At 46.6% G+C, this 25,689-nt stretch carries 22 protein-coding genes; 14 read left to right on the top strand and 8 right to left on the bottom strand.

All coding sequences use genetic code 11. The annotated features are described in order from the left end of the window. Window positions 1-23: 23 nt before the first annotated feature. On the bottom strand, window positions 24-428 hold the full coding sequence (locus tag VER99_RS17850) for a nuclear transport factor 2-like protein (protein ID WP_014233560.1): 405 nt from the start codon (window positions 426-428) through the stop codon (window positions 24-26). 162 nt (window positions 429-590) lie between these two features. On the opposite strand from VER99_RS17850, the gene VER99_RS17845 reads away from it, so the two are divergent. From VER99_RS17845 to VER99_RS17825, 4 genes are read left to right on the top strand one after another with little or no spacing between them, the layout of a single operon-like run. After that, window positions 591-1,775, top strand: a complete 1,185-nt coding sequence (locus tag VER99_RS17845; protein ID WP_020334352.1) for an ABC transporter substrate-binding protein — start codon at window positions 591-593, stop codon at window positions 1,773-1,775. 42 nt (window positions 1,776-1,817) lie between these two features. Continuing rightward, window positions 1,818-2,687 carry a branched-chain amino acid ABC transporter permease gene (locus VER99_RS17840; RefSeq protein WP_020334353.1) on the top strand — a complete coding sequence of 290 codons (870 nt, stop codon included), beginning with the start codon at window positions 1,818-1,820 and terminating at the stop codon, window positions 2,685-2,687. Further along, window positions 2,684-5,167 (top strand): branched-chain amino acid ABC transporter ATP-binding protein/permease, encoded by a 2,484-nt coding sequence (locus VER99_RS23020; RefSeq protein WP_020334354.1) that lies wholly within the window; start codon window positions 2,684-2,686, stop codon window positions 5,165-5,167. The genes VER99_RS17840 and VER99_RS23020 overlap by 4 nt, the downstream gene beginning before the upstream one ends. Then, the gene (locus VER99_RS17825) at window positions 5,167-6,444 is read left to right on the top strand and encodes an amidohydrolase family protein (protein WP_020334355.1); all 1,278 of its coding nucleotides are present in this window, start codon (window positions 5,167-5,169) and stop codon (window positions 6,442-6,444) included. Before VER99_RS23020 ends, VER99_RS17825 begins: the two co-directional genes overlap by 1 nt. A gap of 60 nt (window positions 6,445-6,504) precedes the next feature. On the opposite strand, the gene VER99_RS17820 is transcribed toward VER99_RS17825, so the two are convergent. Next, window positions 6,505-7,206, bottom strand: coding sequence for a GntR family transcriptional regulator (locus VER99_RS17820; protein WP_014233565.1), 702 nt, complete (start codon window positions 7,204-7,206; stop codon window positions 6,505-6,507). Window positions 7,207-7,380: 174 nt separating this feature from the next. Further along, window positions 7,381-8,286 (bottom strand): LysR family transcriptional regulator, encoded by a 906-nt coding sequence (locus VER99_RS17815; protein ID WP_020334356.1) that lies wholly within the window; start codon window positions 8,284-8,286, stop codon window positions 7,381-7,383. Window positions 8,287-8,417: 131 nt separating this feature from the next. On the opposite strand from VER99_RS17815, the gene yjjG reads away from it, so the two are divergent. Together yjjG and VER99_RS17805 are read left to right on the top strand one after the other, a co-directional pair. Further along, entirely contained in the window at window positions 8,418-9,092 is a 675-nt protein-coding gene (gene yjjG / locus VER99_RS17810; RefSeq protein WP_020334357.1) for a pyrimidine 5'-nucleotidase, read from the top strand. A gap of 38 nt (window positions 9,093-9,130) precedes the next feature. Beyond that, a complete protein-coding gene (locus VER99_RS17805; RefSeq protein WP_020334358.1) occupies window positions 9,131-9,670 on the top strand; it encodes an NUDIX domain-containing protein in 540 nt (179 codons plus the stop codon). 73 nt (window positions 9,671-9,743) lie between these two features. On the opposite strand, the gene VER99_RS17800 is transcribed toward VER99_RS17805, so the two are convergent. Then, window positions 9,744-10,178, bottom strand: coding sequence for a hypothetical protein (locus tag VER99_RS17800; RefSeq protein ID WP_014233569.1), 435 nt, complete (start codon window positions 10,176-10,178; stop codon window positions 9,744-9,746). A 315-nt stretch (window positions 10,179-10,493) separates the two neighbouring features. Between VER99_RS17800 and macA the strand changes: the two genes are divergently transcribed. From macA to VER99_RS17785, 3 genes are read left to right on the top strand one after another with little or no spacing between them, the layout of a single operon-like run. Beyond that, a complete protein-coding gene (macA, locus tag VER99_RS17795; protein WP_020334359.1) occupies window positions 10,494-11,666 on the top strand; it encodes a macrolide transporter subunit MacA in 1,173 nt (390 codons plus the stop codon). Window position 11,667: 1 nt separating this feature from the next. After that, window positions 11,668-13,617: a MacB family efflux pump subunit gene (locus tag VER99_RS17790; protein ID WP_020334360.1), complete on the top strand. Its 1,950-nt coding sequence runs from the start codon at window positions 11,668-11,670 to the stop codon at window positions 13,615-13,617. Between the two features lies 1 nt (window position 13,618). Beyond that, on the top strand, window positions 13,619-15,007 hold the full coding sequence (locus VER99_RS17785) for an efflux transporter outer membrane subunit (protein WP_020334361.1): 1,389 nt from the start codon (window positions 13,619-13,621) through the stop codon (window positions 15,005-15,007). 63 nt (window positions 15,008-15,070) lie between these two features. Here the strand turns inward: VER99_RS17785 and VER99_RS17780 are convergent, their stop codons facing one another. Further along, window positions 15,071-16,324: an SGNH/GDSL hydrolase family protein gene (locus tag VER99_RS17780; RefSeq protein WP_020334362.1), complete on the bottom strand. Its 1,254-nt coding sequence runs from the start codon at window positions 16,322-16,324 to the stop codon at window positions 15,071-15,073. Between the two features lie 472 nt (window positions 16,325-16,796). Here VER99_RS17780 and VER99_RS17775 point away from each other — a divergent pair, with 472 nt between their 5' ends. After that, a complete protein-coding gene (locus tag VER99_RS17775) occupies window positions 16,797-18,830 on the top strand; it encodes a S8 family serine peptidase (RefSeq protein ID WP_020334363.1) in 2,034 nt (677 codons plus the stop codon). A gap of 9 nt (window positions 18,831-18,839) precedes the next feature. Further along, a complete protein-coding gene (locus tag VER99_RS17770) occupies window positions 18,840-19,187 on the top strand; it encodes a hypothetical protein (protein ID WP_020334365.1) in 348 nt (115 codons plus the stop codon). Between the two features lie 64 nt (window positions 19,188-19,251). Here the strand turns inward: VER99_RS17770 and phnX are convergent, their stop codons facing one another. The 3 genes from phnX to phnW form a co-directional block, all read right to left on the bottom strand. Continuing rightward, window positions 19,252-20,067 (bottom strand): phosphonoacetaldehyde hydrolase, encoded by an 816-nt coding sequence (gene phnX, locus VER99_RS17765; RefSeq protein WP_020334366.1) that lies wholly within the window; start codon window positions 20,065-20,067, stop codon window positions 19,252-19,254. Window positions 20,068-20,143: 76 nt separating this feature from the next. After that, window positions 20,144-21,523 (bottom strand): aspartate aminotransferase family protein, encoded by a 1,380-nt coding sequence (locus tag VER99_RS17760; protein WP_024373021.1) that lies wholly within the window; start codon window positions 21,521-21,523, stop codon window positions 20,144-20,146. An 11-nt stretch (window positions 21,524-21,534) separates the two neighbouring features. Beyond that, complete coding sequence (gene phnW, locus VER99_RS17755) at window positions 21,535-22,659, bottom strand: 2-aminoethylphosphonate--pyruvate transaminase (protein ID WP_020334368.1); 1,125 nt, start codon at window positions 22,657-22,659, stop codon at window positions 21,535-21,537. A 268-nt stretch (window positions 22,660-22,927) separates the two neighbouring features. Between phnW and VER99_RS17750 the strand changes: the two genes are divergently transcribed. The 3 genes from VER99_RS17750 to VER99_RS17740 all read left to right on the top strand — a co-directional run bounded on the left by VER99_RS17750 (window position 22,928) and on the right by VER99_RS17740 (window position 25,683). Further along, complete coding sequence (locus tag VER99_RS17750) at window positions 22,928-23,938, top strand: putative 2-aminoethylphosphonate ABC transporter substrate-binding protein (protein ID WP_024373020.1); 1,011 nt, start codon at window positions 22,928-22,930, stop codon at window positions 23,936-23,938. A gap of 113 nt (window positions 23,939-24,051) precedes the next feature. Beyond that, on the top strand, window positions 24,052-24,462 hold the full coding sequence (locus tag VER99_RS17745) for a GNAT family N-acetyltransferase (protein WP_020334371.1): 411 nt from the start codon (window positions 24,052-24,054) through the stop codon (window positions 24,460-24,462). A gap of 102 nt (window positions 24,463-24,564) precedes the next feature. Then, a complete protein-coding gene (locus tag VER99_RS17740; protein WP_020334372.1) occupies window positions 24,565-25,683 on the top strand; it encodes a putative 2-aminoethylphosphonate ABC transporter ATP-binding protein in 1,119 nt (372 codons plus the stop codon). Window positions 25,684-25,689: the final 6 nt, after the last annotated feature.

The raw sequence follows: 25,689 nt of genomic DNA, 5'->3' as shown, positions 1-25,689 counted from the left end.
TAAGTGGTTGAGAAAGGGGGGAGTTATGCCTTTTCGCGATTTATTTCTGGCGTTAGGATCCACTCAGCGCTGTCATTAAGTACATCCATTTTGGTGATTTTCCCATTACGCACCTCAAAACGGTCGGTGTAGCGGTTACCGTCAAAGTGACGACCATCTTTCCATTGCCCATACAAGTAGCCGATGGAGTAAACCACACAATGATCTTCTTTCTGCATCGCATCATACTGGACGATATTCTTTTTTACCCACTGATAGCGCTGCTGGTTAAATGCTGTGATAGCTTGGGCATTTTCCATCTCTCGGCGTCCAGTAAACGTGATCTTTACTTCGTTATCCATGTAGGTAGCGGCAGTATCTGGATCTGGAATCATTGACGCCTCTAAAAACTTACTCACGATTTCTACTGCTTTATCTACTTCTGTCATATCTTTTTCCTTGTTGTATACATTTGGTGCAAACTTATCCAAATCGGATCATTTTTGTGCACATTTTTACGTTAATTCACCGAAAATCAGGGCTTTTCGTCTGGCATCTTAATTGCTAGCAATAATTGTGCAATAGCTAGCAATCAATAAGAGAGGGATTTTATGAAGCGTTTAACAATGAAGAAATTGGTGAATAAAGGATTGAAGGTTGGGGTTGGTACGGTGCTTTCGTTAAGCGCTATTTCTGCTTATGCCGTTGAACCGATCAAAGTGGGGCTAGTCGCAGCACTTTCTGGGCAGTCTGCAAAATCAGGCGAGGCGATAACACGAGGCTTAGAAGTTGCCATTGATGAAATTAACGCGGCTGGTGGCGTACTTGGACGTCCGCTAGAGCTAGTGCGTCGTGACGATGAAAGTAATCCGTCTAAAGGTTTACTGGCCGCCCGCGAATTGATTCAGAAGGAAGATGTTTCTGTACTGTTTGGCGGGCTGGATACGCCAGTCTCATTGGCCATTGTTCCTGTGGCAAACAAAATGAAAATGCCTTTCATGGGTGTGTGGGCTGCTGGGACACCGATTACGAAAAATGGTGCCAAAGAGAACTATGTTTTCCGTGTTTCTGCTGTTGATGAAGTCGTTGACGAAGCTTTAGTGCAGTACGCCATTGATAAATACGAAATGAAAAAGCCAGGTATGCTACTGATTAATAACCCATGGGGCGAATCCAATGAGAAAGGGTTTCGACTCGCGCTAGAAGCTCGTGGTATGGATTACACCGGCATCGAACGAATTGAGTCTGGTGACGTAGATCTGGTTCCGCAACTCACTCGACTGAAAGAGAAAGGCACCGACACTTTGTTGATGGTCGCTAACGTAGCACCGTCGGCTCAGGTAGTGAAGTCACTTGAGCGTATGGGCTGGGATGTTCCTGTGGTTTCACACTGGGGGCCTGCTGGTGGTCGCTTTGGTGAACTTGCCGGACCAACTGCTGATCGCGTGCACTTTATTCAAACCTTTACGTTTACCGATACTCAGTCTGGAAAAGGTGGTGACGTATTTGCCAAGTTGCAGGCTAAATTCCCGGAAATAAAAACAGTTGCTGACGTGACGCCAGCTGTGGGGATCGCCAACGCCTATGATGCGATGCACCTAACGGCGCTGGCGATTGAAAATGCCGGTTCGACAAAAGGCAGTGACATTCGTTCTGGTTACTATCGTATCGATGACTACAAGGGGCTAATCAAGGATTTCAAACGCCCATTCAGTGAAACACAACATGATGCGATTGGCGCGAAAGATTATGTATTCACTCACTTCGTAAACGATCAAATTGTTCCTGTGCAATAAGAATAGTTAGTCACTAGGTCAACGTTAGGAGAGCGTGAAGCAATGTTAACTGCTGCAATCATTACCGGGCTAGGTCTGGGGAGCATGTATGCTCTCCTTGCTCTCGGGTTTCATATCACTTACATCGTTAGTAAGACCGTAAACTTTTCTCAGGGCAGCGCTATGATGCTCGGAGCGGTACTGGCTTATACCTTGTGTATTACTTGGGGAATGCCTTACTGGATGGCGTTTTGTATCACCTTAATGCTGAGTGCACTATACGGTTTAGTTATTGAGAGGTTTCTCGTCCGTCCGTTTGCTATGAAAGGATCCGACGCCTGGCTAATGGCGACGGTGGCGGGAGGCATTCTGATTGATAACGCCGTCTTGTTTACATTTGGCAAAGAACCTCGCCAGTTCAGCAACGCATTTGCGACGACCAGTATTGATTTGTTTGGGAGTGGTGTTTACGCCTTACAAATCATCATTCCTATCGTTGGCGTCATTATCGCTTTGCTGCTTGCCTATGCTGTGCGTCATACCCGTCTTGGAAAAGTACTTCAGGCTTGTGTGCAAAACCCGAATTCAGCGCAACTGATGGGGATTAACGTTGGGCGCGTGGTCGCAGCGAGCTTTGCGGTGTCTACCGTGCTGGCCGCGATTGCTGGGATTTTGATTGCCCCATTATTTGCCGTTCATTCGGATATGGGCACCTTGTTCGGTCTGAAAGCATTTGCGGTTGCTATTTTGGGAGGCATTACCAGTGCATCTGGTGTGTTTACCGCTGGCATCATTTTTGGCTTGGTAGAAGCAATCGTAACCGTTTATCTGGGCTCTGCATTTACACAGATCATCACCTTTACACTCGTTATTTTTGCCCTAGCAGTGAAACCTAATGGACTGTTTGTCAGAGGTCAGGAGATCAAAGTATGAGTTTGACAGGAACAAAATCGTGGTTACTAGTCGCAGTCGCCACGTTGGTAGGTTCGCTTTTGTGTTTCCTACTCGATAGTTACTCGCTATTGGTGTTTACCTTATGTGTTATCACTGCTTTAGTGGGGGTTGGACTGAACATTTTAATGGGTATGAGTGGACAGATAAGCTTTGGACATATTGCCTTTTACGCAATAGGTGCTTACATCAGTGCGCTTCTACTGTTAAATGATGTACCGTTTGGATTAGCCGTGCTGTCTGCCGCTTTGGTATGTGGTGGTATCGGCGCTTTGTTAGCGATACCGGCTATGCGCGTGAGCGGGCCTTATTTGGCCATGGTCACTATCGCTTTTGCTTTTGTTGTTCATCATGGCTTGATGGAATGGCGTGATGTCACCGGGGGCGCAAACGGCTTAATGGGCATTCCTATGCCTGAGCTCGGTGATTTGGAAGCAGAGCGATTACTGGCGTTGATCGGCGTGATTATTTTAGGATCGTCATTACTCGTCTACCAACATCTCTATTCGAGTGGATGGGGAAAAGCGATGCGAGCGGTAAAATCTAGCCCGATCGCAGCACGTTCGCTAGGCTTTAATCCGCTGCAGACACAAACACTGGCGTTTGCCATCTCAGCGCTGTTCGCGGGTTTGGCTGGCGCTATGATCCCCCCACTGATGATGTATATCAGTCCTAGTACCTTCCCCTTTACTCAGTCGATCTTGTTTGTATTAGTGGTGATTCTTGGTGGGGTTGGCACATTGTGGGGGCCCGTCATTGGTGCGGCGATTGTCGTTTTGTTGCCAGAACTTCTTGCTCCGTTGGCAGAGTACCGTCTGCTTATTTTCGCAGCACTTTTACTTGCCGTTCTTTGGGGGGCGCCTCGGGGACTTCTTGGCGAAATCAGCGTTAAGTTTCGTCGTACTTCAATACAACTACCACCCAAATCGGTCAATCGTCACCTGATTGGTACGTTTTATGACCGAGCTGACAATGGACTCAATGGATTGCGTGTTGATGACATTAGTATCAGCTTTGGTGGTGTTGCGGCCGCTCAAGGCGTCAGCTTTGAAGCTCCTCTGGGCAAAGTAACCAGTATTATCGGTCCAAATGGTGCCGGTAAGACGACGGTACTCAACATGATCAGCGGCTTTTACAATCCGGATAATGGCAGCGTCAAGCTCAATGAAGAGTTGGCTGGTATGAGTGCTCATCGAATCGCTCGTTGTGGTATTTCTCGTACTTACCAAACCAGCCAGCTGTTTGACAGTATGTCTGTGTTGGAAAATCTCCTCGCGGCAATGCAGCAAGGTAGTATCGGACACCCATTCTATGCGGAACAAGCAGGGCAGCGTGATCTTGCTTTAAACCTGCTAGCTCTGGTTGGTTATCGAGGTTCGATTAATACTCCAGCTCAAGATTTACCTCATGTCGACCGACGTTTGGTTGAAATTGCTCGTTCATTAGCAACATGTCCTTGGGTTCTGCTGTTGGATGAACCTGCCGCAGGATTAAGCCGTGAAGATACGGATCAGCTGGCTGGGCTTATCAAGTCCATTGCCAGATTTGGTATCGCCGTCATTCTGGTTGAGCATGACATGAAGTTAGTGATGGGAGTCAGTGACCAAATTCTGGTGTTAGATGCTGGTAAACCGATCGCGTTGGGAGAACCAAAACAGATTCAGAACAATGAGAAGGTCATTGCAGCCTATCTTGGCGCGACCAACTATGAAGCGCCACAACGAACTGAAAAATGGCGAGCCACCAGAGAGTCAGTACTATTTACTAAAGGCCTAACCATAGATTATGGCGCATCACCTGTGGTTGAAGATGTCGATGTTGAAGTCAATCCGGGGGAGTGTGTTGCGATTCTAGGTGCGAATGGCGCAGGTAAAAGCAGTATCTTACAAGCGATGGCTGGGCTGAAAAAAGCAGGGGCTGGAACAATCGGTTTGGACGATAGCTATATCCATGAGCTTAATGCTAATCAAATCGCCAAACGGGGCTTAGCATTGGTACCCGAAGGTCGTCAATTATTCGGTGAATTGTCCGTGAAAGACAACTTACTGATGGGGTCTTACTCGAGACAGGACACTGTCGATCCTGAGTCTGAAATCGAAGCCATTTTACAACGCTTTCCTCGCTTACGGGACAGAATCGACAGTCCTGCCGGATTGCTTTCTGGTGGGGAACAACAGATGGTTGCTGTCGGTCGTGCCTTGATGGCCAAGCCGAGAGTACTGCTGTTGGATGAACCGTCACTTGGTCTGGCCCCTTCGATGATCGGTGAACTGTATGATGCACTGGCGCAGCTTCGTGACGACGGGGTAACCATTTTATTAGTTGATCAAATGGCTAACTTGGCGTTACAGATTGCCGATCGTGCCTACGTTCTCGAAACAGGAAAAGTGGTGCAATCTGGCACTGCAGAACAGCTATTGTCCGATTCTGAGTTAGAAAAAGCGTACATGGGAGCAAGTTAATGAAAGCCGATACCGCAGTGATTAACTTCCGTTTAGAAGGACAAGATGCTTTCCAGGTTGCACTGATAAAGCAGGGATATTTTGTTCAGTTTCTGTCTCAAAATGAAGTCGACGTTTCTGGTTTGGAAGTGGATAACGTGATTGATGCGAAAGGACAACTGATGCTTCCGGGCTTAATAGAAACTCATGTTCATCTTGATAAAGCGTGTACCGTCTCACGTTGTCAGCTACAGCAAGGAACACTCCAGGAAGCGATTGAACAGACAGCGGCTCTGAAGCATGCATTCACTTACGATGATGTTTATCAGAGAGGAAAGCGAGTACTGGAAAAAGCGATCACTCAAGGCACTAGCTACATGCGAACGCATGTAGAAATTGATCCGGTGATCGGATTGACCAGTTTTGATGCGATTAAGCAGTTAAAACAAGACTATGCCTGGGCGATCACGCTAGAGCTATGTGTTTTCCCTCAGGAAGGGCTACACAATAACCCTGGTACCCACGACCTGTTAGTGTCTGCGTTAGAGCAGGGTGCAGATGTACTGGGAGGATGTCCGTATACCGATAGCGATCCCGAGCAGCAGATACGAACGTTATTTGCTCTGGCTGTCGAGCACGATGTGGATTTGGATTTTCACCTTGACTTTGATTTGGACAGTTCCAGCATGTCTTTACCCCATGTATTGGAAATGACTCGAGAGTTCGAATATCAAGACCGTGTAACGGTTGGGCATGTAACCAAACTCTCTGCTCTTAAACCGGATTATCTGGCGGAAATAGCAAAGCAAATGGTTAGTGCGGGTGTGCGGTTAACGGCTCTGCCGAGCACCGACTTGTTTTTAAATGGAAGAGAGTATGATCATTTAGTGCCAAGAGGGGTTGCACCGCTTTTGCCATTGAGTGCTCATGGTGTCTGTTGTTCTGTTTCAAGTAATAATATTGAGAACCCATTTACCCCTTACGGCGATGCGTCTCAGGTTAGGCAAGCAAATTTGTACGCAAATATAGCGCAGTTGGGCACCCCGAATGAGCTTCGTCAGTGCTTTGAATGGATTTCCGGTGAGTCGGCAAAGATCATGCGTTTAGCTGACTACGGCATTGGTGTGGGAAAGGTTGCGGATGTGGTGTTTTTTGACGCCAATTCTCAAGCGGAAGTGGTGGCGACTATTCAACCTCCAAGTATGGGGCTTAAGAGCGGAGCGGTTACTTTTACTCGGCAGAAGACGATGTTAAAGCCCCCTCAGTCTACCGTTGCAGATACGGTAGTGAACGAGTAATGGCTTGATCTCGAGCTAAACAGAAAAAGGGAAGGGTTCACTTCCCTTTTTCTGTTTAGATTATCCGCGAAGTGCTTCGTTTAGCTCCAGTTCTTGATCTTTGCTGCTACTCAGTACCAGCTCCGCTTCTAAGTGATCTAAATGAGCGATCATTACCGACGTTGCTTGCTGCGCATCACCGCACTTTAGTGCGTCAATAAGGGATTGGTGTTCGTCATGCTGGCAAGATGGTACATCGTTACGCTGATACAGGGCGACGATCAGTGAACTGCGCACCATTAAGTTGTCGAACATCTCGATCAATATTTGATTTCCACACATATCTGCGAGCATTCTATGGAACTTGGTTAATGCACTGATAATGGCGCGGCGGTCATTGGTATTAATCGCTTCTCGTTCTGCGACCATATGCGCTTCAATCTCAGACCAGCGATCTTCAATGATTTGAGGTGAAATGCCCTCAACAATACCTCTTTCAATCACTCGCCTTGCTGCGAATACTTCCCTGGCTTCTTCTTCACTTGGCTGTGAAACCCAAGCCCCTCGATTTGGCTCTATGGTCACGATGTGCTGTAGCGCCAGACGTTGTAGCGCAGTCTGAACATGGTTTCGGTTTGCATCCAATGCTGCAACGATTTGAGCCTCAACAAGACGTTGGCCGGGCTTAAGCTTGTGTTGGGCAATAGCTTTGGACAAGGAACCCATAATGCGTTGTACTTCTTGTTGTTTATGAGTCGAAGCTTTAGAGCGCGACGTAACCATATTTTTATCACCCCATTTTTCAAATACTAAACTCAACTTCAGCTGTTTTTAGTCTCTGCCTTATCTTTAATTCTTAACGCTTTTTCTAACTTCTGAGCTTTGCTCCTACTATATCAGAACAGCGCACCAGATTTGAAACTTCAGTGCTGATGAATAGGTTAGCGTAAACCTTAGTTAGCGATCCCAGTAGGGTAAATCAGTCCCCAGCTTTTCGCTGATATAGTCGATAAATACCCTCACTTTTAACGGCATATGTTTACGTTCTGGAAAAACGGCGTAAATGGCGTGCTCTGGTAGCGCGTAATCTTCCATGACTACTTTGAGGTTACCAGCAGCGATGTCTCTTGATGCGATAAAAGTGGGTAGCTGCGCAACGCCAGAACCTCTCAGCAGAAGTTGCCGAATGGCTTCGCTGTTATTCACAACAAAGTTACCTTTTGGCAAAACGCGGTACTCACTGCCGTTGTTAATGAACATCCACTCTACGCCACCTCGAAAATACGAATACAGCAGACAGTTATGGGCAACCAGATCACTTGGCTTTTTCGGAGTACCGAACTCAGCAAGGTAATCGGGTGATGCGCAAAGCACACTTTTACAAGGTGCGAGACGCTTGGCAACTAAGTTAGAAGAGGCTAATTCTCCAATGCGGATACCCAAATCAAAACCGTCTTTGATCAAGTCGACCATCTTATCTTCAAGGTTCAAGTCCACTTCGATCTTAGGGTAACGAGAGAGAAACTCACTGATTAGAGGCGCGATATGCAGCACCCCAAATGACATAGGCACAGTGATTTTAAGCCGTCCTTGCGGAGAGCCTTGTAACTCGGAAACCGCATCGACACCTTGTTGAGCAAGATTGACCGCTTGAGACGCATATTCAAAGTAGCGTCTGCCCGCTTCGGTCAGGCTTAATTTTCTTGTGGTGCGGTTAAGTAAACGAATGCCGAGATCGTCTTCCAGTTGATTGATGCGCTTACTGACGGCAGATTTTGTCAGGTTAAGTTGTTTGGCTGCAAGCGAAAAGCTGCCGCACTCTACCACCGCCACAAATACCGGCAGGGAGGCTATCGCATTCACATCAATCTCCTTACATTGTTGATTCAAAGGATACAATTAATTTCCAATTATAGTGATTATCTTCCAGAAGAAAACAATCTAGACTATGTACCCATAAGATTATCGACGACCTTGAATTTTGGGATGAAAAAATGAAGTACGATTGGATTCTGTTTGACGCTGACGAGACCTTGTTTCACTTTGACGCTTTCAAAGGTTTGCAACTGATGTTTTCTCGTAAAGGCGTAGATTTTACGGAGCAAGATTTTGCTCACTACCAAACGGTAAACAAGCCACTATGGGTTGACTATCAAGATGGAAAAGTGTCAGCGGATGAGCTTAAACACAAACGGTTTACCGAATGGGCAGAAAAGCTCAACACGACTACCGCAGAGTTAAACAGCGCGTTTTTAGAAGCCATGGCTGACATTTGTAGCCTGCTGCCAGGGGCGAAAGAACTGATGGAAGCGCTACAAGGTAAAGCTAAAATGGGCATCATCACCAATGGCTTTACTGAGTTGCAGGCTATCCGTCTTGAACGTACCGGGATGACCGACTACTTTGAGCAAATCGTGATCTCCGAGCAAGTTGGTGTCGCAAAACCGGACTTAGGCATTTTTGAATACGCCATGCAGCAAATGGGTCACCCATGTAAAACGCGTGTATTGATGGTAGGTGATAATCTGCACTCAGATATTTTGGGCGGTAATAATTTTGGCATTGAAACCTGTTGGTTGAACACCACCGGCGCAAGTGTTGACAAACGTATCGCACCTAGCTACACCGTAGAATCATTGAGTGAACTAAAGAACATTTTGATTGCGTAGAGAGTCAATAAATAGGCTTTTATAAACAAGGAATAACCATGTCAGATATCAAGCAGCTCGACAGTAAAATTGTCTATCAAAATAAGTGGATGACGGTTCGTGAAGACAAAATTTTGCGTCCAAGTGGCGCGGAAGGCATCTACGGTGTTGTCGACAAACCAGACTGTGCGGCGATACTTGCTATCGATAATGGAATGATTCACTTGGTTCAACAGTTTCGGTATACCGTAGGACAGCGTTGCTGGGAGATCCCGCAAGGTGCCTGGGAATCCAGCCCGGATGTTGATCCGCTGGAACTCGCAAAAGGCGAACTTCGGGAAGAAACCGGCATGTTAGCGGGAGCAATGGAGTACGTGGGTCCTCAGTTTATTGCTTACGGTTTTCTGAATCAGACTTGCCACGTTTACTTTGCAAGCGATCTTACTGAAGTGGGCAATAAGCTTGATAGTGAAGAAGAAGATCTTATTTCCCTGGCATTCTCTGTAGAAGAATTCGAGCAGATGATGATAGAAGGGGGAATCAAAGACAGTGTGACGATTGCCGCTTATGGTTTAGCGAAACTCAAGAAATTCATTTAATTCCACACGACTATTGGTTGCTTTTGAATTTTTACAGCGGCATGGTGCCGCTGTATCAGACATGAGATGTCGTTTATTCGTCGACTTTCTTACCTAATATTTCCACATGTGCTTTTTTAGTCACACCAGTGACTTGTAGCGCAGTATTGCCAACAGATTCGTAATTCAATTCGATCTTATCTAGTTTAGCGTCATCTTTTGTTGGAAGGCTCAGGCTGCGTGATGACATGCCACTGGTGAGAACACCCAAACTGTCGAATGTTTTTTCTTTGCCGTCCTTCATGATGACTTTAATGCTCTTTAGATTCACGGTACCTTGCGTACATTTGATCTTTATGTGACTAAAACGAGCATTCGCAAACGGAGATAGAGGGTTTACAGTGTCTGTCTCTGATTTAAAGCTTACGGTTTTCTCCGCAATTTTGTCCCAATCACTATCACTCGCGACCGATTGAAATGACGCACAGGCCGCTAAAAGGCAGAGTGAAATGGTTTTCAGTAGTTTCATATCTTTTCCTCGCAATAAACTTAGACGTTTTTAATTCAATTCGATGGGTACTGTGCTCTTTTCCTGTCAAAAACTGCTGTTGTCTTAAAGACAAGACCAGTTTTTACTTGGGCAGCTTAAGCCGATTTTCTTATTGTAAATCCATCGCTTAGTGTAGTTCAGGAATGGACATCTCACGACTTAATTTAGCTAGGTTATCTAGATTTCGAGGAGAAGAATCTTGACGATACTTTACTTATCTTTACGACTACCTGCCTATACGTCTTGATTAAATCGCAGTATAAAATAATAACGATTACTTACTTCACATCTTTTATGAAACTCAAGAAAAAATGGCTCGCATTGTGTGGTGTTCTTCTCGCTGGTGCGGCTGGAGTGTACTTTTTACAACCTCCGGAAGAACTCTCTTCTTATGCCACAGAAACGGTACGCAAAGGGAACATTGAAAAAGCCGTTTTGGCGAATGGAATGTTGCAGGCATCGAAGCTGGTTAATGTTGGTGCTCAGGTCTCAGGACAGATTCAAAGTTTGGCGGTCAGTCTCGGTGACGAGATAAAACAAGGCGATCTTATTGCCCAAATTGACAGCCTGACTCAACAAAATAGCCTCAAAGAGGCGCAAGCATCTCTGAACAGTCTCAACGCGCAATACAAGGCAAAGCAGGCTGAAATCAAACAGGCAAACTACGAGTATGTGCGTCAAAAAGGCATGCTAGCGGCAAAAGCGAGCTCAAGAGCTGATTTTGAAAATGCCGAAGCGTCATTGGCAATTTATAAAGCAGAATTAGCACAGCTCGACGCGGAAATCGAGAAAGCCAAGATCAATGTCGACAGTGCCAACGTCGATCTTGGGTACACGACGATTAACGCTCCGATGGATGGCACCGTGGTTTACACCTCTGTCGAAGAAGGGCAAACCGTCAACGCCAATCAGACCACTCCAACCATTATCGAACTTGCCAAGCTGGATACCATGACGGTAAAAGCTGAAATCTCGGAAGCTGATGTTATCTTCGTTCATCCCGGTCAAACGGCGGTGTTCACAATTCTTGGTCAACCTAATCAGCAATATCAGGGAGTCTTACGTGCCATCGAACCCGGGCCAACGATTATGGATGGCGATGACAGCGATTTGACGATCTCTGACAGTGATGCCATTTACTACAACGCCGTTTTTGATGTTGATAATCCGCAAGGTGTTCTGCGCATTGGTATGACGGCTCAAGTCTCGATTGTTCTGGAAGAATCTCAAGATACACTCGTTATCCCGGCACAAGTACTGCAAAAATCGGGTGGCAAAAACGCTTACACGGTTCCGGTTCTGGAAAACGGCCAAGTGGTGCAAAAGCCGGTTAAAGTCGGTATCAATAATAAAGTGAATGTTGAAATTCTTTCTGGCCTGCAGGAAGGCGATCAAGTGGTATTGGGCACAGCAACGGCAGGTGGTTCGTCAAGTAGCAGACGTCCTGGACCTCCAATGGGGTTATAAGATGAGCCAAGTTCTATTAAAAGTAGAGGACTTAAGCCGGAGTTTTGTGTCCGGTGATGAATCACTTACCGTACTTAATCACATCAATTTAGAGATTAAGCGCGGCGAGATGGTGGCTATCGTTGGTGCCTCTGGTTCTGGTAAGTCCACGCTGATGAACGTACTGGGCTGTCTGGATCAACCCACAAGCGGCCGCTATTTCATTAACGGTCAAGACGTTTCGACGCTGGAGTCTGATGAGCTGGCTGAGCTAAGACGTGAATATTTTGGCTTTATCTTTCAAAGATATCATTTGCTTGGCGATTTAACGGCCGTGGGTAACGTGGAAGTTCCTGCCGTGTATGCGGGTGTTCCTCATCGTCAACGAGAAGAGCGTGCCAAATCATTGCTGACACGGCTGGGGCTTGGAGAGCGCCTGACTCACAAACCGAGCCAATTAAGTGGTGGCCAACAGCAGCGCGTGAGTGTCGCGCGTGCGCTGATGAATGGCGGTGAAGTTATTTTGGCGGATGAACCGACGGGAGCGCTGGACAGCCACAGTGGTGAAGAGATGATGGCTCTGCTCAAAGAGCTACACCAGCTTGGGCACACTATCATTCTCGTCACTCATGATATGAATGTGGCGAATTTTGCTGACCGAATTATCGAAATCAAAGATGGGGAGATCATCTCCGATAAACAAAACGTCAGTGAAGCCAAAAATGCTCAGGCAGAAGTGAAGAAACAATCGCAGCAGGATGCCAGTAAATGGTGGAAGTGGGATAGTTTCGTTGATGCATTAAAAATGGCGCTGCTTGCTATGTCCAGTCATCGAATGCGCACGTTTTTGACCATGCTAGGGATCATCATTGGCATTGCATCCGTCGTATCGGTGGTCGCTCTCGGTAACGGTACTCAGCAACAGATTTTGTCGAATATTGCTTCTATGGGCACCAACACCATTGATATCAGGCCCGGAACCGGTTTTGGTGACAGACGCTCAGGAAGAATTCGGACTCTGACCGCGGCTGACGCTGAATCACTAAAGAGCCTGCCATTTGTGGATAGTGTGACGCCTTCAATTTCGAACAGCTTAACCGTTCGATACGCCAACCAAGATGCGTCGGCAACCATCGAGGGTGTGGGTGAAGATTATTTCCGCGTTCGTGGCTATGAGATTGCTCAGGGTCAGTTTTGGGATGAAGATAGTGTCAGTTCACTCGCACAAGAAGCGGTAATTGATGACAACACCAGAAAAGAGATGTTCGCTGATCGAAGCCCTATTGGTGAAGTGATATTCCTTGGCTCACTGCCAGTGCGAATTGTTGGCGTTACGCAAAAGAAAGATGATGCATTTGGTAATAGTGAAGCACTGAAAATCTGGGTGCCATACACCACGATGTCTGGTCGTATGATGGGACAACGCTACCTAAATGGCATTACTGTCAGGATTGATGAAAATGCCTCTAGCAGCGCCGCCGAGCAAAGCATCATCAGCTTGCTGAAAATGCGCCATGGCACGGAAGATTTCTTTACCATCAACACAGACACAATTCGTCAAAATATCGAGAAGACGACGGCCACGATGACGCTGCTCATTTCTGCGATTGCGGTGATTTCTCTTATCGTTGGGGGAATTGGAGTGATGAATATCATGTTGGTATCAGTCACCGAACGGACCAAAGAGATTGGTGTACGAATGGCGGTTGGCGCAAGGCAGGCAGATATTCTCAGGCAATTCTTGATTGAAGCCGTACTGGTCTGTTTGTGCGGCGGTATAACGGGGATTGGTTTAGCGTTTTTGATTGGCTTCGCGTTTAGCTCATCAGGCAGCAGTTTCCAAATGATCTATTCGATGAACTCTATCATTGCGGCATTTATCTGTTCGACTCTGATTGGTATTGCGTTTGGTTTCTTACCTGCGCGTAACGCCGCAAAACTCGATCCAATTGAAGCACTAGCGAGAGACTAGCATGACGAATACAACAAAATTTATAACTCGCTTTCTTGCCGTCGCATTAGGCGCAGCCTTGCTTGCTGGGTGTGGCTCGATGATGCGTTCTGACTATCAGGCACCTGAAGTTCAGGTGCCGACAAACTGGCAGCAGGTGCATGTCGCTGGTGATGTCAGTATCGACCCATGGTGGCTGGCGTTTAATGACCCAAACCTCAACAGTTACATCAATAAAGTACTTCAGGAAAATAACGATCTGGAAGTCGCGACGCTAACACTGAAAAAAGCACGTTTACAGTTAGGATTAGCAAAAGATGATCTGTTTCCGACATTCAGCTCATCGACCTCTGCTCAGGTCGAAAAGTGGCTAGATAGTGGCGAATCGGGTGACAGTTACAGCACGAATTTAACTGTCGGTTACGAGTTGGATTTGTGGGGTAAGGTCTCTGCTGATATCGATGCCGCAAAATGGGCGGCAATGGCGAGCAAAGAAGATCGCGAAGCCACAGCTCAAAGTTTGGTGGCGACCACCGCTTCACTTTACTGGCAAATTGGTTATCTTAAGCAGCGATTGCAACTTGGCCAAAATAACATTGATGATGCACAGCAAACCCTGAATCTGATTCAAAGGCAGTATGAGCTGGGTGCGGTTGATCAGCTTGATGTGCTGGAAGCGAAAAGTTCACTGGCAAGTTTGCAAGCGCAGCAGAGTGAGTTCGAACAGAGCTTGTTAGAGGCGAATAACGCCTTTGCCATCTTGTTCAATCAGCCTCCTCAGAGTATGAGTGACACTATTCGCATGTTACCGGATGAAAGCGTTCCGTCGCTCAATGTAGGTGTTCCTGCCGATCTGTTGATTCGTCGGCCTGATGTCAAAGCTGCGATTTATGACGTGAAATCTGCTCTGGCAAACAAAGATGCCGCTGATCTGGATTACCTACCTGAGCTGACGTTAACGGGAGCGCTAGGTGGTTCTTCAGAGGCATTAAAAGACTTGCTTTCTAACCCCGTAGGCACGTTAGGAGCAGACATCACATTGCCATTTCTGCAATGGAACGAAATGGAGAACAACAAGGCTATTGCGGATGTCGAGTACAAAACGGCTATCGTCAATTACCGCCAAGTGTTGTACACCGCATTCCAGGATGTGGAGAACGCACTGTCAGCACGCGAAAAGTTGATGTATCAATCTGATCGTTTGCAAGAGCAATATGATGCGGCCAGTGCCGCTGAGAAGATTTATGCTGCGCGATACCAGTACGGTTCTACTTCGATCATGGACTATTTAGATGCTCAGGAAAACACCAGAAACGCAGAAGCGTCTTTGCTTGAGAATCGATACAATCAATTCATTACTCAGGTAACGCTATATCAATCATTAGGTGGTACGGACATAGCGCCGTTGTAACTCCCCGCGTAAAAGTAGAAACATAAAATGGCCACGTTTTAGCGTGGCCATTTTTATCAAAGCTTAGAAATGGTGTTGTTCTAAGTTATTGCTACTCTCGAGCATTTTCTCCGCTACATAGCGGTGTGTTGCGGTTGTTGGGTGAGTGACGTCCCAGAAAACGAACTTCTCAGCGCCAGAGCTTGCACACTCGGAGCGTAACGCATGTGAGTAGAGGTAATCCATTGAAGAGGAGCGGTTGATGTCCAAACAAGGCTCTGTTGCATTTACAAAGCCATGATCTTCGGGCGCTGAAGTCAGGGCCTCAAACAGCGCATATGTATCAAACAGTGTGATGTTGTAACCCTGCGCTTTGTAATATTTCTCCTGCTCTTTGATGAACTCATTCATCGCTAACACTTTTGCGCGAATCTTTTCGATTTCTTCCGGCGTAGAGTATTTGAACTGAGGCGCTTTCGTTGCATCTGGCAGCGTCATTAACAAAAAGTTGTTCGCTCCTGCATCCGTCAGGCGAATCAATGCTTCAGCGTAGTCCGATTTCACTTCTGCTACGCTACGGTCGTAATTCATGAAATCATTCAACCCAAACTCTAATGTGAATAAGGTATTGGCTGGATTGTAGTTTTTGGCCAGCTTCGCATAAGTTAAATAAGAAGAGACTTGCTCGCCAACACCTGTGAGTGCGATGTACTGATTTTCACCCGCAGCGCCACCGACAGCCCAGTTGTAAAGGGGGAGATTTTTGGCTTTCGCGATGTATTCCGTCCATACAAAGCCATTTGAAAAGTGGCCCAGAAACCAGCTATTTGGATTAGGAAAGCGCCATTGTGAAGCATTAAAGATGTTACCTGTGTCAGATAAACTGTCCCCCAGAGCAACCACCTTATTGATTTGGTCCGGTTGCATCGCCGCATCGTTGCTCCAAATGGTATGGTTGTATGAGAAGCGATTATCAGCGGCAAAGAATGTGATATCAGCGTTTTCGTTAGCTAAATCCAGCGTAGACTCACATCGTTGGCGGATGACATTTTGAGTCGTGTTGGTATAAAACATGTTTTTAAACGAAACTGCACTCCACCAATAGCCGTCAATAGTGAAATAACTCCCATCTTCATTTTTTGCCCATTCCCAATCAGTGGCAACGTCATCTTTAGAATAACTCGTGCGATACCAACAGCGGACGTAAGTGTAAGTTTGGTTTTCTTGCGCACTGATCACTTCGGACGCCGAAACTTTTTCTGGAGATAACGCTGGCTGTTCAGCGATTGCAGAAGCAAACGGGAGCAACGCGGTTAACAGTGTGATTGTTCGTTTCATCTTTCACTCTTCTCGTTTTGGTTATTGTTCCAAGCAATTGGAAAAATACCGGGTTATAAAAGCAATCAAATGAGAACTTTTCTCACTACAATGTATAACCTTGAGTAAAAACTCTACATAGTCAACATCTGAATATTCAATATTTTCCTTTTGGCACCATGGTCAAAAAACGCATTCAGTATGGAAATGATAAAGGCAACCAAAATATAGAATAATTACTTAATAACATTAATTTAACATTCACTTTTTGTTTATATAAGTCTTTGCTTTATAAGTGTTTGTTTGTGTTTGTAATGCTAACTGAAAATGTTTATTGAATGATCTTTTGTACAAAAAATTACATTCATGAACCGAATTATTTGGCATTTTCAGGTGATGGGCTATAGCTGAGTCTCTCATGTGAACACCGAGTTGGTGATTTTTCATGAGGATATAGTGAATAAAAAATCAGCTCATATAAGGAATAGAGCAAATGCATTACACAACAACTAAAAAACAGGGCTTATTATCATTGTCTGCCTTGGCCGTTGCGCTAACGACTTCTTTGTCGGCGTATTCGGCACCACCGATGGGATTTGATGAATCCAAGTTACCGAAGAAATATATCGTCAAGTTTACTGAGGACGAGGCTGGTGGTTCTTCCATGCAAGGCAACGCATTTTGGGGACCGCGAATAGCACAAGAATCTGTTTTAAAACAGGTAAAAGCACGAAAAGTTGAGAAGCTGGGTAACCGTGCTATCTACAGCGTGGAAATCGATGCTGATGAACTCACGCAACTTCGCAACCGCAGCGATGTAGAATATGTGGAAGTCGATCCTCCGCGTTACTTGCTCAGTGAAACGACACCATGGGGCTATAACGCAGTCAATGCTCAGCAGTTGGATGACTTTAACGCAGGCAATCGTACCGTGTGTATCATCGACTCTGGATACGATCTTTCACATAACGATCTTAGCGGCAACCGCGTAGCAGGCACAAACGACAGCGGTACGGGTTCATGGAGTGACCCAGGGAATAATAACGCTCACGGCACTCACGTTGCAGGTACGATCGCGGCAATTGCAAATACTGAGGGCGTTAAGGGAGTCATGCCAAATCAAAACGTCAATCTACACATTGTGAAAGTGTTTAACGAATCTGGCTGGGGTTACTCTTCTGGTTTAGTCAAAGCGATTCAAACGTGTGCAGATAATGGCGCAAACGTGGTGAATATGAGCCTCGGTGGTAGCCAATCTAGCCGAACCGAGCAAAATGCACTGCAAGATATTTATGACCAAGGTGTTCTTCTTATTGCAGCTGCGGGCAATGATGGCAATACGGCACACAGTTACCCGGCATCTTACGATTCGGTCATGTCGATTGCGGCCGTTGATAATCAAAATGATCATGCTGCGTTTTCTCAAGCGACGGATCAGGTTGAAGTCGCCGGACCGGGTGTTGCTATCCTTTCTACCGTTACCGTCGGTGAGGGTAAACTGTCGGACATCACTCTTAATGGTGTAAGCCAGTTTGATCGCGGTATCGTTCCTCACAATCGTTTGATTAATAACGGCACGTCTTATGTACCGGATCCTGTGGCGGGCTCCGTGACGGCTACCTTAGAAAGTTGTGATGTCTCTGGTGGTAATTTTAATTGCGGTGATATGTCAGGAAAAATCTGTCTGGCTGAGCGTATTGGTAACCAATCTTCAGGTAATTACCCAGAAGTGGACGCTGTGCAAGCTTGTTACAATGCAGGTGCTAGTGCTGCAATTGTGTACAGTAATACGGAATTACCTGGTTTACAAAATCCGTTTTTAGTTGACCAGAATAATGCATATCGCATGGTATCAGTGACTGTTGATCGATCATTTGGTCAAGAGCTGCTTGGCTACGTAGGGCAGGAGATCACTGTGTCCACAACGACAGGTGAAGACTACGAGTACTACAATGGTACATCGATGGCGACACCTCACGTGACTGGCGTGGCGGGCTTGGTATGGAGCTACCACCCAACGTGTACTGCGGCACAAGTGCGTAATGCTCTCGTTCAAACCGCGACAGATATCGATGTGGCAGGTCGAGACAACCGTACTGGCCACGGCTTAGTCAATGCAGAAGCGGCGAAGCTGTTCCTGGATGCAGGCTGTAACGGCCCTGATGGCGGAGGTAGCGCTTCGGATTCAAGCTACTCAAACACGGATCCTGTGGCGATTCCTGATAACAAAGCATCAGGGGCAATCAGCGCGCTCGATGTCGATCGCTCTGGTGATTCAGGTACGGTGAGTATTGACGTTGATATTAGCCATACTTACATCGGCGACCTGCGAGTGACGCTGACTTCACCAACGGGTGGACAAGTTGTGCTGCATGACAATACAGGCGGAAGTGCTAACGATATCAAAACCACTTTCCAAGCGGATTTCTCTGGTTTTGAATCACAAGGCTCGTGGGAACTAAAAGCCGTAGACAGTGCCAGAAGAGACACAGGCACAATCAACAGCTGGACTCTGACTTTTCAATAAGGAGTGGCCATGAAGAAGTCGACCTTACTTTCTCTGTCTGCGGTGGGTGCTACCGCACTATTGGCAATCGGACTGAGTTCGGCCAGCTTGGCGAACAATCAAGGATTTCCGCTCGTGGATGAACGTTTTGAACAAGCTGAGCAACAACCTGCGCGTTACTTTGTAAAGTATCACAAGGGGAAAGAAAGCGAAGTGAGAGCACTTCTTCGTCAGCATAACCTTGAAGTGGTCGATGCTTTGGTGAAGCAACAGGTACTAGTAGTGAGCGGCGAACAAGCAGACGTCGATAAGCTATCTGGTAACGAATCGGTTGAATACACTGAGCAAGAACCAACGCGAAAGCTATTGTCTCAATAATATAGCCTCAATAAGAGAAACGCCCCGCTAAAAAGAGGGGCGTTTTTTCTGCTTATTAGACGAATTAAGGACGCTCACCAGCTTCCAAACGACGCTCGATATCTGCAATCACTTCTGGTAGATCTGCGATAGTGTCAACCAAGTAATGAGGTGAACTTTTGATAAGTTTTGCGCGTGCTTTCTCACGGGCAGCATCTAGCGTTTCTTTGTCTGCCGCTTGATACTCTTCAAATGTAAGACCTGCCTCGTTCCCCGAAAGTAGAAGGCCCACCGTCCACATGCCAGCGTTATGCCCCTCAAAGATACCCGGTGCAGAGTCGTCCACTTTGATGCACGCATTTACGTCTGTCACGCCAAGCTCTATAACGTTTTTCAGTGCCATAAATGGTGCAGGGCGTCCTCCCTGTGGCAGGTCATCGGTTGCGACTACGTAGTCAGGCTGGTAACCGTAATCTGCGGCAACAGGAATAAGCACGTCCATCACTTCACGCGGGTAACCAGAGCAAGAGCCGATTTTAATGCCCTTGGCTTTTAGGTTGTTGACCACGTCAATTGCGTTGAGGATAGGCGCAGCGTGGTCCGCAACTTTCGCTTTTTGAAGAGGCATAAATGCCGCGTAAATTGCGTCGATGTCTTCGCTGGTCATCGAGCGACCGAACTTCTCGTTCCAGCGCTTATCAACCGCAGGAATACGGCCAACCGCCTGGATGTGGTCCCATTTCCCCAGCCCCATTGGTTCGCGCGCTTCTTCAAGGTTAATATCAAAATCAAAGCCTTGCTTAAACGCTTCGACGAAGATGCTGGTAGGTGCAAAGGAACCGAAGTCGACGATAGTGCCTGCCCAGTCAAAGATGACTGCTTGAATTGGTGAGTTGCTCATGGTCAATCCTTTTATTGCTTGTCAAAGTGCGCTCTGGCGCTTTGGATAACGTAGGTTTCGTAAAGGTCAGAAGACCTTACAGGTAGTTAAAATCTTTACTTACTTTGGCGATGGCTTCTTCAAATATTGCCATCGCCTGCGTTAATTGTTCGCGAGTGATGACCAGTGGTGGGCTAAGTTGAATCACATTGCCTTGTGAGACCTTAAAGCTCATGCCATCGTTGAGGCATTGGTACAACACAGCTTCTGCTTCATCAAATGCGCGCTGTTTAGTTTCATGGTCCGTAACCAGTTCTACCCCCCACAGCATGCCGATGCCGCGAACGTCGCCAATTACCGGGTACTTAGCTTTCATCTCGAGTAACTTTTCGCGCATGAATTGGCCGTCGGCTTTCGCTTTATCAAGCAGGTTTTCTTGTTCAATGACTTCCATGGTTGCCAGTGCTGCGGCACAACCGATAGGGCTTTTCTCATGGGTGTAGTGACCCATCGAGATTTGCTCAGCCGTGTTGTATTTATCTTTGGTGACCATGGCTGCGATTGGCACTAAACCACCGCCTAAACCTTTACCGATACACAGAATATCTGGCTCGATATCGTAAGCCTGATAAGTAAACCATTCGCCACTGCGACCCATGCCGTTGGGAATGTCATCAATGATCAGCATGACATTGTGTTTGTCACAAATTTCCCGAATGCGTTTCCAGTAGGCTTTACTTGGCACTTGAACATCGGTATTTCTCACCGCTTCAGCAATGAACGCGCCAACGCCACCTTCTTTCTCGATCACGTACTCAAGGTAGTCGGCGTAATGCACATCATGACCATCTGGTGAGGGAAGGGCTCCCCGGTAAGAAACCGCTGGTGGAATTCGCTCCACGCCAGCCATTAATGGCCCCATACCGTGACGAAAACAGGCTTCACCACCAACTGAAATCGCATCTAAAGATGCACCATGGAAAGAATCCCACAGTGACACCACTTTATAGTTACCCGTGATGTGACGAGCCAGTTTAAGTGCCATACCTATTGTTGATGTTCCACCCGGAGCAAACAAAACGCGGTTTAACTCTCCACCACAGATTTGCGTCAGTTTTTCTGCGCACTTAATTGCGGTTTCGTTGGTAAAACGGCGAGGCGAAAACGGCAACTTAGCGATTTGTTCCTGCACCCGTTCAATAACATGCGGGTGTCCATAACCAAGCTGGTGAACGTTGTTCCCATGAAAGTCCATATACTTTTTGCCGTTAGCATCTTGGATGTAGATGCCTTCTGCTGCCTCTAATGTATCGAGACACGGCGTCGACATGGCTTGATGCAGAAATACGTCGGAGTCCCGCTTCAATAGAGTTTGCGTGCGTTCGTCGTCCATTGATTCATTCCACACTTGGCGAGCGGGCGTTGTATTGACGTCGCCTTCGCTACGGAAATGCGTTGGCTTTACATTCTGACTCATCGTTATTTATCTCAGCTCGCCAACTTTTGATCTGGTTGGTTTTGCCAGTACATCGCGTTTTTTACCGCCCCGATCAGACGCTCAATATCTACCGGATACACTTCACCAATGTTGCCAATGCGGAAGCAATCTGCGTTTGATACTTTGCCTGGATAAATTACGAAGCCTTGCTCTTTCAAACGCATGTAGAACGTTTTGAACTGATAATCGCTGTGTGTTGGCGAGTAGAACGAAGTGATGACTGGTGAATGTAGCTCGTCATTGAGTAGTGGTTCGAAACCAAGTGAACGCATACCCGCTACCAGCGTTTTCTGGTTGGTTTGGTATCGCTGATGGCGGGCTTCTACGCCGCCTTCTTGTTCTAATTCTAGTAATGCTTGATAGAAAGCTCGCACAGTGTGAGTCGGAGAAGTAAAACGCCATTTCCCGTGGTTGACTTCCATGCAGTGCCATTGGTCATAAAGGTCGAGGCTGAGTGAACGTGCCTGGCCTTTGCATTTTTCAAGCTCGCTCTGCTTTGCAATCACAAAACCGAAGCCCGGAACGCCTTGAATGCACTTGTTCGCTGAGCTGATCATAAAGTCGATACCAAGATCGGCGATATCCATTGGAATGCCACCAAAGCTCGACATGGCATCGAGAATGACGACTTTACCGTGCGCTTTCGCGACCGATGCAAAATCGGCGATAGGGTTGAGCATGCCAGTGGTTGTCTCGCAGTGAACAATCGCCACGTGCGTGATAGTAGGATCCGATGCCAATGCAGTTTCCACTTCGTTCAAGTGTGGCTGTGATGTTTCGCCAGGGGAAACCACATGGCATGGAATATTCAGATATTCGGCGATTTGAGCGATGCGAGCACCATAGGCACCATTGTCGACGACAAGCAGTTTGCCATCTTTACCAATCGCGCTACCAATGGTTGCTTCTACCGATGCAGTGCCACTACCTTGCATTAATACGCTGGTGTAGCCGTCTTTTTTTGTTGCCAGCTTGACGAGCTTCGTGCGGATCACTTCTACGATATCTTTATTGTAGTCATCGTCCCATGTGCACCAGTCTTTCAACATTGCTTCACGCACGCCTTCAGAGGTAGATAAAGGGCCAGGGGTCAGTAGCAGGTATTCGTTTTTCATTTCTCTTTCCGTCAGAATTAACTTACTGGTCTACACCAAAATATGAAATTAACTTTAGCAGGTGAGAAAAAGGCACGTAAATAGTTGAACGATGAATTTCATAAAACTTTAATATGCCAAAGTTAATGGTTAAAAGAAGGGCGATTTGAAGAAAGTTTTCGTAAAACTGCCATTTAACGATCATGAATTCGTCACATTGGGTCAGTAGGGTAATGAACGTCAACTGGTACAGACCAAAATGAATACTTAGCCAAATTAACTGGAGAAAATGATGAAAAACCGTTTGATGAAAGGATCGCTGGCTGCGCTTGTATCTCTGCTAGCTACGAATGCAATGGCTGCACAGGAAGTGACGGTTTACACCGCTTTCGAAACAGACATTCTTGCTAAATACAAGTCTGCGTTTGAGAAAGACAACCCAGATATCAAGATTAAGTGGGTTCGCGACTCAACAGGTATCATGACGGCGAAATTGCTGGCAGAAAAGAATAATCCTCAGGCAGAAGTCGTGTGGGGTCTTGCTGGATCGTCAATGGCACTACTGAAAGAAGAAGGCCTGTTAAAGGCTTACCAGCCTGCAGGCTTGGCGGATCTTCATGCGAACCTTAATGACCCACAATCCAATCAAGCGTGGTTCGGTAACGATGCGTTCTTTAACGCAGTTTGTTTCAACGAAGCGGTTGCCAAACAACTTAACCTGCCTAAGCCAACGTCTTGGGAAGACCTCACTAAGCCAATTTATAAAGGTCACATTGCCATGCCGAACCCTGCATCTTCTGGCACAGGTTACATGCAGGTTTCTGCTTGGCTACAAAATATGGGTGAAGATCAGGCATGGAACTACATGCGTGACCTAGACAAAAACATTGCTCACTACACACACTCTGGTTCTAAGCCATGTGTTCAGGCGGGTATGGGCGAAGTGGCTATCGGTATCTCTATGGCAAGCCGTGGTGCGAAGCTGAAAACTCAGGGCGCACCTTTGTCAGTGATTACTCCGAAAGGCATCGGCTGGGAATCAGAAGCGGTAGGTCTGGTTAAAGAGTCAGATGCGGCGAAGCGCGTGGTTGACTGGTCCATTTCGAAAGCAGCGAATGAGCTATACGTAGAAATGTACCCTGTTGTCGCTCACAAAGACGTGAAAGCGACGGTATCTAATTTCCCGAATGTTCAAGAAAACATGGCGAAGATGGACTTTGCACAAATGGGCAGTAAGCGTGCAGAAATTCTAGCGGCATGGTCTGAGAAATTTGACGCGAAATCAGAGCCAAAATCGTAATATTCTGCGCATACAGGATTTTACTGGGGAGAGCGATTGCTCTCCCTTTTTGCATCTTGTGCAAAGTAAAGGCACATTAATGGCCGGATACACGCATAGAAAAGAGGAAGCGAATGGAAATCCAACGAATTAATGCGGAGCAGACACTCCAGCTTCGGCAACAGGTTCTATGGCCAACTCAAAGCATTGATTTTTGCAAGGTGGCAGAGGATGAATCTGGCTATCATTACGGCGGGTATGTTGATGGGTATTTGGTGGGTGTCGCTTCCGTATTTTTTAGTGAAGGTTCGGCAAGGTTAAGGAAATTTGCTGTATCCCCAAGTCTGCAAGGGAGGGGATTAGGCTCATTGATGTTGGAGACCATGATCGCGGATGCCAAAGTGCTAAACGCAGAAATATTTTGGTGCGACGCTCGTGAGTCTGCGCTAGGGATTTATCAGAAGTTTGGATTACAGAAAGAGGGTGAACGCTTTTATAAATCCGACATCCCGTATTTCAAGATGAGTCTGGATTTAAGCGTGTAAATTGAGGGCTTTCATCAGTTTGTCATCTTCTGGCTATAAATTTGTCATTGGAACGTAACACTCCAAATCTAAAATTGGTATATACCATTTGGAGAGTGTGTTATGTCAACTAACCAACCTTATCTGAACATTGAAAATGTAGTGAAACAATTTGGACAGTTCACTGCATTAAAGCAAATCTCGCTGGCGATCAAAAAGGGCGAGTTCGTCTGTTTCTTAGGCCCGTCAGGCTGCGGTAAAACAACCTTGTTACGCGCAATTGCGGGTTTAGATTTGCCAACGTCTGGTGCGATCTTTCAAAACGGTCAAGAGACGACATTTCTACCACCAGAAAAGCGTGACTTTGGCATCGTATTTCAGTCTTACGCGCTGTTCCCTAATCTGACTGTTCAAGAAAACATTGCGATGGGTTTGAAGAACCAAGGCATGTCGACCAAAGACGCCCTGGAGAAAGTTGATCAGTGGCTTCAGACAATAGGATTACCCACTTCGGGCCAGAAATTCCCTAACCAATTGTCGGGCGGTCAGCAGCAGCGTGTTGCTTTAGCGCGTGCACTCGCTTTATCTCCCGGTCTGCTGCTGCTTGATGAGCCTTTATCTGCGTTGGATGCGAAAGTGCGTGTTCACTTACGTGATGAAATTTGTAAGCTGCAACGCAAACTGGGAATTACCACCATTATGGTGACCCATGATCAGGACGAAGCGTTGTCGATGGCAGACCGAATTGTCGTGATGAATCATGGTGTGATTGAGCAGGTAGGGACGCCGCAAGAGATTTATCAAATGCCAGCGACGCGTTTTGTGGCCGAGTTTGTCGGCAGCATGAACTTCATTGAGACATCCGTCGTTACTGAGTCTCAGGTACGTATTGCAGAGACTTTGTTACCACTACCAAATTTAACGAATTACGAGATTAAACGCGGTGACCGTTTTGATCTGGCTGTGCGTCCTGAGAATATCAAGTTTGTTGAAAACTACCGTAATTCGCTTCCGGTTCGCATTACAGCAAGCGAGTTTTTGGGGGCGTTTTTCCGAGTAGATTGCGAACTGCAGAACGATGGCCAGGCGAAGCCTATCGTTGTTGATGTACCAGTGGAAACCGTGCAAAACCTCAATATTCGTATCGGTGATGTTCGTTATATCCAGTTCTCGGAAACCGGCTTACACGCCTATGCCATTCCTTCCAAGGGTAAAGCCTTCAAAAAAGCGTTGGCGGCGTAGGTGCAA

The sequence above is a fragment of the Vibrio natriegens NBRC 15636 = ATCC 14048 = DSM 759 genome (assembly GCF_035621455.1).
Taxonomy (GTDB): domain Bacteria; phylum Pseudomonadota; class Gammaproteobacteria; order Enterobacterales; family Vibrionaceae; genus Vibrio; species Vibrio natriegens.
This window is presented reverse-complemented; position numbering and strand designations above follow the sequence as displayed.

Coding starts and splice junctions, on each gene's coding strand:
- VER99_RS17790 (WP_020334360.1), top strand. CDS start 11,668: ATGAGCCAAGTTCTATTAAAAGTAGAGGACTTAAGCCGGAGTTTTGTG.
- VER99_RS17785 (WP_020334361.1), top strand. CDS start 13,619: ATGACGAATACAACAAAATTTATAACTCGCTTTCTTGCCGTCGCATTA.
- VER99_RS17750 (WP_024373020.1), top strand. CDS start 22,928: ATGATGAAAAACCGTTTGATGAAAGGATCGCTGGCTGCGCTTGTATCT.
- VER99_RS17740 (WP_020334372.1), top strand. CDS start 24,565: ATGTCAACTAACCAACCTTATCTGAACATTGAAAATGTAGTGAAACAA.
- VER99_RS23020 (WP_020334354.1), top strand. CDS start 2,684: ATGAGTTTGACAGGAACAAAATCGTGGTTACTAGTCGCAGTCGCCACG.
- yjjG (WP_020334357.1), top strand. CDS start 8,418: ATGAAGTACGATTGGATTCTGTTTGACGCTGACGAGACCTTGTTTCAC.
- VER99_RS17820 (WP_014233565.1), bottom strand. CDS start 7,206: ATGGTTACGTCGCGCTCTAAAGCTTCGACTCATAAACAACAAGAAGTA.
- phnX (WP_020334366.1), bottom strand. CDS start 20,067: ATGAGCAACTCACCAATTCAAGCAGTCATCTTTGACTGGGCAGGCACT.
- VER99_RS17760 (WP_024373021.1), bottom strand. CDS start 21,523: ATGAGTCAGAATGTAAAGCCAACGCATTTCCGTAGCGAAGGCGACGTC.
- VER99_RS17770 (WP_020334365.1), top strand. CDS start 18,840: ATGAAGAAGTCGACCTTACTTTCTCTGTCTGCGGTGGGTGCTACCGCA.
- VER99_RS17805 (WP_020334358.1), top strand. CDS start 9,131: ATGTCAGATATCAAGCAGCTCGACAGTAAAATTGTCTATCAAAATAAG.
- VER99_RS17825 (WP_020334355.1), top strand. CDS start 5,167: ATGAAAGCCGATACCGCAGTGATTAACTTCCGTTTAGAAGGACAAGAT.
- VER99_RS17800 (WP_014233569.1), bottom strand. CDS start 10,178: ATGAAACTACTGAAAACCATTTCACTCTGCCTTTTAGCGGCCTGTGCG.
- VER99_RS17745 (WP_020334371.1), top strand. CDS start 24,052: ATGGAAATCCAACGAATTAATGCGGAGCAGACACTCCAGCTTCGGCAA.
- macA (WP_020334359.1), top strand. CDS start 10,494: ATGAAACTCAAGAAAAAATGGCTCGCATTGTGTGGTGTTCTTCTCGCT.
- VER99_RS17845 (WP_020334352.1), top strand. CDS start 591: ATGAAGCGTTTAACAATGAAGAAATTGGTGAATAAAGGATTGAAGGTT.
- phnW (WP_020334368.1), bottom strand. CDS start 22,659: ATGAAAAACGAATACCTGCTACTGACCCCTGGCCCTTTATCTACCTCT.
- VER99_RS17775 (WP_020334363.1), top strand. CDS start 16,797: ATGCATTACACAACAACTAAAAAACAGGGCTTATTATCATTGTCTGCC.
- VER99_RS17850 (WP_014233560.1), bottom strand. CDS start 428: ATGACAGAAGTAGATAAAGCAGTAGAAATCGTGAGTAAGTTTTTAGAG.
- VER99_RS17780 (WP_020334362.1), bottom strand. CDS start 16,324: ATGAAACGAACAATCACACTGTTAACCGCGTTGCTCCCGTTTGCTTCT.
- VER99_RS17840 (WP_020334353.1), top strand. CDS start 1,818: ATGTTAACTGCTGCAATCATTACCGGGCTAGGTCTGGGGAGCATGTAT.